This window comes from Geobacter metallireducens GS-15, from assembly GCF_000012925.1.
GTDB lineage: Bacteria > Desulfobacterota > Desulfuromonadia > Geobacterales > Geobacteraceae > Geobacter > Geobacter metallireducens.
Map to the genome: position 1 here is coordinate 720,324 of NC_007517.1, position 11,981 is coordinate 732,304.

The following is an 11,981-nucleotide window of genomic DNA, read 5'->3' on the forward strand; positions in this document are numbered from 1 at the left end:
GGCGCCCGCGGGCGCGTCAGCATCTATTGTGGCACCGTGGTGGGCATTGTAAAGGATGGCGGAGGGGAACGCCAGCCCCTCCCTTGGAACGGTTTATGCTGAAAGCCAAGGAGTATGGAGGAGATTGCAGGTAAAAACATCAATAAGGCGGTGATTTCATTGAGAAGTGTTCTCGTGTGCGATGATGAGCCGATTATCAGGATGAGCCTAAAAAATAAGCTCAAGGAGTTGGGCTTCGATGAAATCCGGGAGTGCGGGGACGGGGAGCAGGCTGTTGCGACGGCGCTGGCCACCATGCCCGACATCATTATCCTCGATGTCTCGATGCCCAAGAAGGACGGGATCACGGCGGCCCGGGAAATCCGGCAGCGGCTGAAGATCCCGATTATCCTCCTGACGGCCTGTTGTGACCCTGATACGGTCAGGCGGGCCAAGGAGAGCGGCATTGGCGGCTTTCTGGCCAAGCCGTTACGGGAGCAGGACCTCTGGCCCGCCATTGAACTTGCCTGTGCCCATGCCGACGAGGTGGAAACTCTCAAGGAAGAGGTGGAGGACCTGAAGGAAATCCTGGAGAGCCGCAAGGTTATCGAGAAGGCCAAGGGGGTCCTGATGCGGAACCAGGGGCTTTCGGAGCCCGAGGCGTTCCGCAGGATGCAGAAGCTGGCCATGGATAAGCGCAAGAGCATGCGGCAGATCGCCGAGGCGATTTTGCTTACGGAATAAAAAGGGGCGCCTCCCGCGAGGGGGCGCCCCTTTCGTACGACTATTGTGTGGCGGAACTGAAGGGTAACGGTTCCCCTCAGCGGATGCCTGCGTGGTACTCCTGCAGGCTCATGACCGGTTCCTTGCCGTTGCGGCGGGCCGCGATCCCCTCGGCGGCGGCTACGGCGGCGGCCACGGTGGTGATGTGGGGGATCTTGTTGGCGATGGCGGCCTTGCGTATGTAGGAGTCGTCATGGGCGCTCTGCTTGCCGGCAGGAGTGTTGACTACCAGATGGATCTCCCGGTTCTTGATGGCGTCCACCAGGTTGGGGCGCCCCTCGTGAAGCTTGGTGACCGGCGTCGCGGCGATGCCGTGGCCGGCCAGGAACCGGCAGGTTCCTTCCGTGGCCCGGATGGTGAAGCCCAGTTCCGCGAAGCGGCGGGCCGCCGCCAGGGCACCCTCCTTGTCCCGGTCGGCGATGGTGAAGAGGACCGAACCGGAGAGGGGGAGTTGGGCGTTGGCCCCTTCCTGTGCCTTGTAGAAGGCGAGGCCGTAATTGCCCGCCAGCCCCAGCACCTCGCCGGTGGAGCGCATCTCCGGGCCGAGCACCGGGTCCACCTCCGGGAACATGGGGAAGGGGAAGACCGCCTCCTTGACCCCGAAGTGGGGGAAGGTGCGGCGGGCGAGCCCCATATCCTTCAGCTTCGCCCCGAGCATGACCTGCACGGCGATGCGGGGCATGGGGATGTTGCAGACCTTGGAGACCAGGGGGACGGTGCGGCTTGCCCGGGGGTTCGCCTCCAGGATGTAGACGGTGTTGTCAGCGATGGCGTACTGGATGTTCATGAGCCCCACCACCCCCATGGCCACAGCGATCTTGCGGGTGTACTCATCAATCGTATCGATGTGTTTTTGGGGAATGCTGACCGGGGGGATGACGCAGGCCGAGTCCCCCGAGTGGACTCCAGCCAGTTCGATATGCTCCATGACCGCCGGCACGAAGGCGTCGGTCCCGTCGCTGATGGCGTCTGCCTCGGCCTCGATGGCGTTCTCCAGGAACCGGTCGATGAGGATCGGTCGCTCCGGGGAGACATCCACGGCTTTGGTGACGTACTCCCGGAGCATCTCCTCGTCGTGGACCACCTCCATGGCTCTGCCCCCCAGTACGTAGGAGGGGCGCACCATGAGGGGGTAGTCGATCCGGCCCGCAACGGCCAGGGCCTCATCCAGGGTGCTTGCCATCCCCGATTCGGGCTGGGGTATCCCCAGCTCCGTCATCACCCTGGCGAAGCGCTGCCGGTCCTCGGCCAGGTCGATGGTCTCCGGCGTGGTGCCGATGATTCGCACTCCGGCCGCCTCCAGTTCGACGGCGATGTTGAGGGGGGTCTGCCCCCCGAACTGGACCACCACCCCTTCGGGCTTCTCCTTGGCATGGATGGAGAGGACATCCTCCACGGTGAGGGGCTCGAAGTAGAGCTTGTCCGAGGTGTCGTAGTCGGTGGAGACCGTCTCCGGGTTGCAGTTGACCATGATGGTCTCGTAACCGGCCTCCCGCAGGGCTAAGGCGGTGTGGACGCAGCAGTAGTCGAACTCGATCCCCTGGCCGATCCGGTTGGGGCCGCCCCCCAGCACCATGATCTTCTTCCGGTCGCTGACCGGCACCGTGTCCGGCGCGTTGTAGGTGGAGAAGTAGTAGGCGGCGTTTTCCACGCCGCTGACCGGCACCGCTTCCCACGCCTCGGTAAGCCCCAGGGCGAGGCGCTTTTCGCGGACTTGGGTTTCCGGGATCTCCAAAAGCTTCGCTAGGTAGCGGTCCGCAAAGCCGTCCCGCTTGGCCTGGAGGAGCAGTTCGTCCGGGGGGAGGCTCCCCCGGTGCCGGAGGATCTCCTCCTCCAGTTCCACCAGCTCCTTCATCTGCTGCAGGAACCAGAGCTTGATATGGGTCAGCTGGTGGAGCTGGTCCAGGTCGGCCCCCTTGCGGATGGCCTCGTAGAGGATGAACTGACGCTCACTGGATGGCTCGGCCAGCATCTCCAGGAGCTTGGGGAGCGATGTGGCGTTGAAGTCCCGGGCAAAGCCGAGGCCGTGGCGGCCGATCTCCAGTGAGCGGATCGCCTTCTGGAGCGCCTCCTTGTAGTTCTTGCCGATGCTCATGACTTCGCCCACGGCCCGCATCTGGGTGCCGAGCTTGTCCTCGACCCCCTTGAACTTCTCGAAGGCCCAGCGGGCGAACTTCACCACCACGTAGTCGCCGCTCGGGGTGTACTTTTCCAGGGAGCCGTCCCGCCAGTAGGGGATTTCGTCCAGGGTAAGCCCCGCGGCCAGGAGCGATGACACCATGGCAATGGGGAACCCGGTGGCCTTGGAGGCCAGGGCCGAGGAGCGGGAGGTGCGGGGGTTGATCTCGATGACCACCACCCGCCCGGTTTTGGGGTCGTGGGCGAACTGGACGTTGGTGCCGCCGATCACCTCGATGGCGTCGACGATCCGGTAGGCGTAGTCCTGGAGCCGGGCCTGGAGTTCAGAAGAGATGGTGAGCATTGGGGCCGTGCAGTAGGAGTCGCCAGTGTGAACCCCCATGGCGTCCACGTTCTCGATGAAACAGACGGTGATCTTCTGGTTTTTGGCGTCCCGCACCACCTCCAGCTCCAGCTCCTCCCACCCCAGCACCGATTCCTCCACGAGGATCTGGCTCACCGGGCTGGCGGCGAGTCCCCGAGCAACGATGGTCCGGAACTCCTCCATGTTGTAGGCGAAGCCGCCGCCGGTCCCCCCCATGGTGTAGGCGGGGCGGATCACCACCGGCAGCCCGATGCGGGACACCACGTCCAGGGCCCCTTCCATGGTTGTGGCAATCTCGCTCCGTGCGGTCTCGATGCCCAACCGCGTCATGGTCTCCTTGAAAGTTTCACGGTCTTCCCCCCGCTTGATGGCGTCGAGGTTGACGCCGATGACCCTGACCCCGTACCGGTCCAGCACCCCCGCCTGGGCCAGGGCCGACGAGAGGTTGAGACCGGTCTGGCCACCCAGGTTGGGGAGGAGGGCGTCGGGGCGCTCCTTGCGGATGATCTCGGTCAGGGTGTCCACATTGAGGGGTTCGATATAGGTGGCGTCGGCCATGCCGGGGTCGGTCATGATGGTGGCGGGGTTGGAGTTCACCAGCACGATCCGGTAGCCGAGCTTGCGCAGGGCCTTGCAGGCCTGGGTGCCGGAGTAGTCGAACTCGCAAGCCTGGCCGATGATGATGGGGCCGGAACCGATGATGAGAACCTTTTTGACGTCGTCGCGCCTGGGCATGTTTCCTCCTTGCCTGGAAAATGTGCATGAGTGAAAAATAATTGGGCAACTATCGCAAAAAAAGGAGGCAGCTGCAAGAGGTGAATACTTTACTCCTCAGCGCCAGGATGATACCGGGCCCTCGGCCTCCATTGCCATGGAGTCGAGGGCTTGTCATCGGAGGGGATTCCTTGCTTGTGCGATGGCTATTCCTTGAGCATGTGAACAGGAAAGAGGCGTGCATTAGGAGGGGGAAGGAGCAAAGTCAAGTAATTACAATGGGTTGATTTTTGGCACGGTCAGTGCTTTATCTGTTTCAAATCAATAACGAGAATACGCCGGAGTATTCGCTGCTGAACGCAGGCAAGGGCGCCACCAATATCACCATTGGGGCGCCTTTTTTGTTGCCCCGCAAACCATTAGAGGCTCAGACCCAGGGCGAAAGGAGAAACATCATGAGACAGATCGCGATTTACGGTAAGGGTGGCATCGGCAAGTCCACGACAACCCAGAACACGGTGGCGGGGCTCGCTTCGCTGGGCAAGAAGGTGATGATCGTCGGCTGCGACCCCAAGGCGGACTCCACCCGCCTCATCCTCCATGCCAAGGCCCAGGCCACGGTTATGGACAAGGTGCGGGAACTGGGTACGGTAGAGGACCTGGAGTTGGACGATATTTTGAAGGTCGGTTACGGCGATGTGAAATGTGTCGAGTCCGGTGGCCCGGAGCCGGGGGTAGGCTGCGCCGGTCGAGGCGTCATAACCGCTATCAACTTTCTGGAAGAAAACGGTGCCTATACCGATGACCTGGACTTCGTTTTCTACGACGTTCTCGGCGATGTCGTCTGCGGCGGATTCGCCATGCCGATCCGGGAGAACAAGGCCGAAGAGATTTACATCGTCTGCTCCGGCGAGATGATGGCCATGTATGCAGCCAACAACATCGCCAAGGGTATCCTCAAGTACGCCTCCTCCGGCAAGGTTCGGCTGGCAGGCCTCATCTGCAACGCCCGCAAGACCGACAAGGAGTACGAACTGATCGATGCGTTGGCAAAGAAACTGGGCACCCAGATGATCCACTTCGTTCCCCGCGACAATCAGGTGCAACGCGCTGAGCTGCGTCGTATGACCGTCATCGAGTATTCTCCCGAGCATCCGCAGGCGAATGAGTATCGGACATTAGCCAAGAAGATTCTCGACAACAAGATGCTGGTGGTTCCGACCCCGCTGGAAATGGAAGAGCTGGAAGACCTGCTCATGGAGTTCGGCATCATGGAGGCGGAGGACGAGTCGATCGTAGGGGTTGCCGAGGCAGTGGCGAGATGACGAACGCTTTTGGGCCATCTCGGCGTTTCCTGCGTCATCGCTTGTGCGACGTGGCGCGGCCACGCCTCCGCGCTCTTCCTTGGAAGCCGCCGACCTGACCTCGAAATCGTTCGCCAGTAGGTTTAACCCATTATATGTAAGGGTGCTGCTTCCTGTGCCCTTCAAGGAGCTTTTATGTCAAAGGCAATCAGAAATATTGACGGGATAACCAAGGCGTCGACCCAGGAGATGATCGACAAGGTCTTGGAGGTCTATCCGGAAAAGGGGCGGAAGAAGCGGGCGCCCCACCTGGCTCCCAACGACCAGGCGAGTTGCAGCGCTTGCGTCAAATCCAACAAAAAGACAGTGCCCGGCGTCATGAGTGCCCGGGGCTGCGCCTATGCCGGCGCCAAGGGAGTTGTCTGGGGGCCGATCCGCGACATGGTCCACGTCTCCCACGGCCCGGTGGGGTGCGGCTGGTACTCCTGGGGAACCCGGCGCAACCTCATGTCCGGCAAGCTGGGAGTCGACCAGTTCGGCATGCAGTTCACCTCCGACTTTCAGGAGAAGGACATCGTCTACGGCGGCGACAAGAAACTGAAGGTGCTGCTCAAGGAGGCGAAGGAGCTCTTCCCCCTGGCCAAGGGGATCTCGGTCCTCTCCGAGTGCCCGGTGGGGCTCATCGGCGACGATATCAACGCCGTGGCCAAGACGAGTGCCAAGGAGCTGGACATCCCGATCATCCCCTGCAACTGCGAGGGGTTCCGGGGGGTCTCCCAGTCCCTGGGGCACCATATCTCCAACGACACCATCCGCGACTACATCATCGAGACCCGCGAGTTCGCCGAGCCCGTGGGCCCCTACGACATCGCCCTCATCGGCGAGTACAACATCGGCGGGGACGCCTGGTCCACAAAGCCCCTGCTGGAGGAGTGCGGCTTCAACGTCAAGGCGGTCTGGACCGGCGACGGCGAGATGGAGAAGATCGCCGCCACCCATCAGGTGCGGCTCAACGTCATCCACTGCTACCGTTCCATGAACTACATGTGCAAGGTGATGGAAGAAAAGTATGGCATTCCCTGGATCGAGCTGAACTTTTTCGGACCCACCAAGATCCGGGAATCGCTCCGCAAGCTGGCCGAGCTCTTTGACGACACCATCAAGGAGAAGGTGGAGGCGGTCATCGCCAAGTACGATCCGCAGATGCAGGCGGTGATCGAGGAGGTCCGTCCCCGGCTCGAAGGGAAGAAGGTGATGCTCTATGTCGGCGGCCTCCGCCCGCGCCACACAATTGGCGCCTATGAGGATCTCGGGATGCTCTGTGTCGGCTCCGGCTACGAGTTCGCCCATACCGACGACTACGACCGGACCGCCCCGGAGATGCCCGATGCCACCGTGGTCTACGACGACGCGTCCGAGTTGGAGATGGAACAGTTCGCCCACGTGCTGAAGCCCGACTTGGTCGCCTCCGGCATCAAGGAGAAATACGTCTTCCAGAAGATGGGGCTGCCGTTCCGCCAGATGCACAGCTGGGACTATTCCGGCCCGTACCACGGCTACAAGGGGTTCCCGATCTTTGCCAGAGACATCGATATGGCAATTAACTCGCCGACGTGGAATTTGGTCAGAAGCCCTTATTAGTATTGAAACACAAGCAACTGAGCAACTGAGTAAGTTTAAAACACAATAAATTTTTGCTTTTCTCTGTTGCTCAGTTGCTCTGTGTTGAAAATTTGCGACTGTGAACGGATGAGTTCCGGTCGAAAGGAGATATATCATGGCAAACAATCTAGGGCTAGCTGTCAAGCCGGTGACCGAGACCCCCGTCGAGGAGATCGAGAGAGTCGCCGCCTGGATCAACACCGAGGAGTACAGGGACCTCAACTTCAAGCGGGAGGCGTTGGTGGTCGCGCCGCCCCATGCCTGCCAGCCCCTGGGGGCCGAACTGGCGGCCCACGCCTTCGAAGGAAGCCTCCCCTTCGTCCACGGCTCCCAGGGGTGCGCATCCTACTACCGCTCCACCCTGAACCGCCATTTCCGCGAACCTGCCCCGGCCGTCTCCGATTCCATGACCGAGGACGGCGCCGTGTTCGGCGGCCAGAACAACCTCCACGAGGGTCTGGAGAACGCCATTGCCCTCTACAAGCCGAAGATGGTCTCCATCTTTACCTCGTGCATGCCGGAGATCATTGGCGACGACCTGTCCGCGTTCATCAAGAATGCCCGCAACAAGGGGATCGTCCCTGCGGACATGCCGGTCCCCTATGCCAACACCCCGAGCTTCAGCGGCTCCCACGTCCACGGCTACGACGCCATGCTCCTCTCCATCCTCCAGGCCCTGACCGAGGGGAAGAAGGTGGAGGGGCGCTGCACCGGCAAGATCAACCTGCTTCCCGGCTTTGACGCCAACACCGGCAACTTTAGGGAGTACAAGCGAATCTTCGAGGCTTTCGGCGTGCCGTACACCATCCTCGGCGACATCTCCGACGTCTTCGATTCGCCTCTGGACGGCACCTACCGCATCTATCCCGGCGGCACCAGGCTGGACGATGCTGCCGACTCCATCAACGGCAAGGCCACCATCAGCCTCGGCCCCTATTCGGCCACCAAGACCTATGCCTGGGCCAAGGACAACTATGCCGGCAAGCACACGGCGCTCCCCATGCCGCTGGGGATTGCCAAGACCGATGCCTTCCTCATGAAGATCGCCGAGGTCGCCGGCAAGCCGGTACCCGAGAGCTTCAAGGCCGAACGGGGGAGGGCGGTGGATGCCATGACCGACGCCCACCAGTACATGCACGGCAAGAAGTTCGCCCTCTACGGCGACCCGGACCAGCTCATCGGCTACGTCAGCTTCCTCTTGGAGATGGGGGCGGTGCCGTACCACATTCTCTGCAGCAAGGGGAGCAAGAAGGTGGAAAAGGAGATCCAGGCGCTCCTCGATTTGTCCCCGTACGGGAAGCAGGGGAAGATTTACATGGGCAAGGACCTCTGGCACATGAGGAGTCTCATCATGACCGACCCCGTGGACGCCATCATCGGGGACACCCACGGCAAGTTCATGGCCCGCGACGCGAAGATACCGCTGTTCCGCTTCGGCTTCCCTGTCCTTGACCGGGTGAACCTGCACCGCTACCCGATCATCGGCTACCAGGGGGTAATCAACATGGTGACGACCATCTGCAACAAATTTATCGACATCACCGACGAGACTTGTGAGGATAGACAGTTTGAGATGATGCGCTAACCGGCTGTAATTATTAAATATCGGTACGAAGGCCAGTGGCTATATTCTAGACGAAAATTTATAGAATACAGAGTCACTGGCCTTTTATTTATGGTTCGGTGTACCTGGCGGTGTACTTCCGGGTGTATCCAACGATTATCGTGCGATGTCGCGATGTCTTGACGGCCGGCAGTTGTTGGAGTAGCTTGTATATCATTGATTGGGAACACCTTGGTAGATCGGATTGATCTCCCCTTTGCCCTGATGATGGATTTTTTCGTGGCATGGATGCTTGTCGGAAACGAGGCCGCAATTGGTGGATCAAGCCGTTCGGGTCAGCGTGTAGCTGAACCGGACGGCTTTTCTGTTTGCTGACGGTGGTTGGGCGTTAATGTGATGACAAGAAAAATATCGACAGCTGTACGCGCTGCAGATTATGGAATCCGGGCACCGAGGTGTATCTAATGACCAGAACCGTCAACAAGGGGTTCCATGAGTTCCTTCACCGGATCGCTCCCCCGCGCACAGAGGCGGAATCTCTGAAAACACTCCATAGTTCCGTCGCGGACTTCTTGAGAATCGGCTATGGACTGAATGATTTCATCATAACCGGTTCCTTGCGCAACGGGACGTGTATTAATGGCTGGAGCGGCTACGATTATTTTGCCGTGATGCCAACGGGGAAGTTGAAAGCGGATTCCGTGGCGACGGTTTCGGAGATAAAAAATTATCTGGATTTTCATCTGCAGGATGCCGAAGTGAGAATTCAGTATCCAGGAATAGAGGTGGCCGTTGGTGCTCAGGGGACAACCAAGGTTATCCCGGTCGATTTTGTCACGGAGGCGAACGGACAAAAAATATATGACATGCCGGATGACACCGGCGGGTGGATGAGGACGAGTCCGGACGCCCATGGTGCGTACATAAAAACAATTGAGCAGCGGCTGGGTGTGGGGGGTAGAAATCTCATGCGGCTCATGAAGGCGTGGAAATATTGTGGCGGCGTGCCGATCTCCTCGTTTTATCTGGAGTTAGCAGTAGCCAAATATTTGGAACATGCATCGTCTGTCGTTTATGATGTGGATGTACACGGCGTCTTTCAATATCTATTCAACAATGAAATGGCTCCGATCGAGGATCCGATGGGGGTGTCGGGATGCGTGAACCCTTGTTCAGCGCATTCCGATTACATGACAGTGAAAACGGAACTTACTGCCGCATTCATGCGAGCCGCTAGGGCACTGGAAGCGCGATTGAAATATAATGTCGCTGAAGCGTTCGAATGGTGGCGATTGCTGTATAACGGAAAATTCCCCTCGTATTACCGGTAGTGTTGTAGTATCTCGGGCGGAGTAGACGATGCGTCCCAAACACGAACGGCCCGCCAGGATAACTCGGCGGGCCGTTCGTGTTACCTGGTGCCCGTTGCTGCGCTCACCTCCTGTCACCGGATTCTGCTTTATGCTTGTGGCCTGTTAAACGGTCATCTCTCCGGCAGGGTGAAGTAGAATGTCGCTCCCGCATCGACGCTCCCCTCGGCCCAGACCCGGCCCCCGTGGCGTTCGATGATTCGCTTCACCGTGGCAAGGCCGATGCCGGTCCCCTGGAATTCGCTGCCGTGGAGCCGCTGGAAGGGGCGGAAGAGCTTGCTCACGTAGGCCATGTTGAAACCTGACCCATTGTCTTTGACAAAGAAGGCGCGTTCTCCTTCCACGTACGCGGTGCCGAACTCGATGAGGGCTTGAGGCGTTTTGGCGGAGTACTTCAATGCATTTCCCAGCAGGTTCAGCAGGACCTGGCGAATGAGAATCTTGTCGGCCCGGGCCGTGAGGCCGTCGGCAATGACCCACTCAACGGTCCGGTCCGGCTCCGTTTCCCTGAACATGGCGACAATCATTGCTGCCGTTTTGCTGAGATTGATCGTGCTCCTGTGCAGTTCTACCCGGTTGACCCGCGACAGTTCCAGCAGGTCGTCGATGAGCTGGCCCATGCGGGCGCTTGCCATGCCGATGCGTTCCAGGTAGCGACGGGCCTCTGTCGGAAGCTGTTTCTCGAAATCCTCTATCACCATGGCGCTGTAACTGTTGATGTGGCGCAGCGGAGCCCGCAGGTCATGGGAAACCGAGTAGCTGAAAGACTCCTGCTCCCGGATGGCAGCCTCCAGTTGGGCAGTCCGTTCTTCGACCCGCCTTTCCAGCGTTTCGTTCAGCGTGCGAATTTCTTCCTCGGCCAGCTTGCGCTCGGTTATATCCTGAGAGGTGCCGAAAAGGAATAGTTCGCCGGGAGCCTCCCCCGCCTCGCAGCGGCATGCCTCGAGTATCCAATGGATAGTGCCATTCTTTGCAATGATCCGGAATTCGTCAGAATAGGTTTCACCCGGCGCCAATTTCATGACATTGCTGCTCACCCGGTCCCGATCGTCGGGGTGTACCAACCTCATCCAACAGCCCCATTCATGAATCTGCTCCGCTGAATAGCCGGTTATCGCCTCCACCGCGCCACCCATCCACCGGACCCGGTAGGGGGAATCTCCTTGACGGCTGCAGAAATTGACATAGTCAGAGGTGAGCGATGAAAAGCGGCGGTAGCGCTCCTCGCTTTGCCGCAAGGCCTTATCCGCGTGTTTGTGATCGGTGATGTCCCGGAGAAAGGCCAAGAAGCAGTTCGTGGTGCGCTCGTACGTCGTGCTGATTTCCACGTCGATGATAGATCCGTCTTTACGGCGATGACGGGTTTCGAAACGGTCATAGCCGCTGTTGATGAGGGCGCGCATGTGTTTGGCGGTCTCTTCCGAGCTTTCGGCGGTTTCGATATCCCTGAGGTTGATGGCCAGGAGTTCTTCGCGGCTATACCCCAGCATCGCACAGCAGGCATCGTTCATTTCGATGATCTTGCCGTTCTGGTCAACCACCCAGAAACCGTCCATGGAGGTGCTGTTGAGGATCTGGTACCGCGCGGCATTCTCCTTCACCTGCTCCTGGGCAGACACCAGGTCGGTGATGTCGTGCATGATGTAGATGATCCGGTCTGTTCCTGAGGCGCTAAACTCAACGTGGCGGCGGCATCCGTCTTTCGTGGTGATGGCGACGCGTCGCGGGGCAGGGAACCCCGCAGTCCTGTCGGAATCGTAAATCTCTCGGATTTTTTTATTGCACGGGCCGTGGAGCTTTTGGAACCAGTCGTCGATTGATCTAATCTCGTCCATCCCGTAACCGATGAGACGCTCGGCAGCCCGGTTGAAGCAGATGTGGTCGCCTTCGGTGTACAACGCGGCCACCGGCAGCGCCTCAACAATCGCCATGAGCGCTTCGCGGTCGGGATGAAAGATGTCGTACGGCATAGTGGTCCTATCGTTGAAACCTTGAAGGGGGGGAGTAACAAAATCAGTATAGATACCTGGTAAAGGGTAAGCAACGGCTGTGCCGGAAAGGTCGTGTTTGTCACAACAAAAGAGGACATCTCCCTTGCGGGG

At 59.5% G+C, this 11,981-nt stretch carries 7 protein-coding genes; 5 read left to right on the forward strand and 2 right to left on the reverse strand.

Annotation, left to right across the window (positions count from 1 at the left end; genetic code table 11):
- The first annotated feature begins 159 nt into the window (after positions 1-159).
- Positions 160-723 (forward strand): ANTAR domain-containing response regulator, encoded by a 564-nt coding sequence (locus GMET_RS03315; protein ID WP_011365707.1) that lies wholly within the window; start codon positions 160-162, stop codon positions 721-723.
- A 76-nt stretch (positions 724-799) separates the two neighbouring features.
- On the opposite strand, the gene carB is transcribed toward GMET_RS03315, so the two are convergent.
- Complete coding sequence (gene carB, locus GMET_RS03320; RefSeq protein WP_004514269.1) at positions 800-4,000, reverse strand: carbamoyl-phosphate synthase large subunit; 3,201 nt, start codon at positions 3,998-4,000, stop codon at positions 800-802.
- 434 nt (positions 4,001-4,434) lie between these two features.
- On the opposite strand from carB, the gene nifH reads away from it, so the two are divergent.
- The 4 genes from nifH to GMET_RS03340 all read left to right on the forward strand — a co-directional run bounded on the left by nifH (position 4,435) and on the right by GMET_RS03340 (position 9,840).
- Positions 4,435-5,304, forward strand: coding sequence for a nitrogenase iron protein (nifH, locus tag GMET_RS03325; protein WP_004514270.1), 870 nt, complete (start codon positions 4,435-4,437; stop codon positions 5,302-5,304).
- A gap of 174 nt (positions 5,305-5,478) precedes the next feature.
- Positions 5,479-6,924, forward strand: coding sequence for a nitrogenase molybdenum-iron protein alpha chain (nifD, locus tag GMET_RS03330; protein ID WP_004514271.1), 1,446 nt, complete (start codon positions 5,479-5,481; stop codon positions 6,922-6,924).
- A gap of 136 nt (positions 6,925-7,060) precedes the next feature.
- Positions 7,061-8,530 carry a nitrogenase molybdenum-iron protein subunit beta gene (gene nifK / locus GMET_RS03335; RefSeq protein WP_004514272.1) on the forward strand — a complete coding sequence of 490 codons (1,470 nt, stop codon included), beginning with the start codon at positions 7,061-7,063 and terminating at the stop codon, positions 8,528-8,530.
- Between the two features lie 443 nt (positions 8,531-8,973).
- Positions 8,974-9,840 carry a hypothetical protein gene (locus GMET_RS03340; RefSeq protein ID WP_004514273.1) on the forward strand — a complete coding sequence of 289 codons (867 nt, stop codon included), beginning with the start codon at positions 8,974-8,976 and terminating at the stop codon, positions 9,838-9,840.
- Between the two features lie 152 nt (positions 9,841-9,992).
- Here the strand turns inward: GMET_RS03340 and GMET_RS03345 are convergent, their stop codons facing one another.
- Positions 9,993-11,849, reverse strand: coding sequence for a PAS domain-containing sensor histidine kinase (locus tag GMET_RS03345; protein ID WP_004514274.1), 1,857 nt, complete (start codon positions 11,847-11,849; stop codon positions 9,993-9,995).
- Positions 11,850-11,981: the final 132 nt, after the last annotated feature.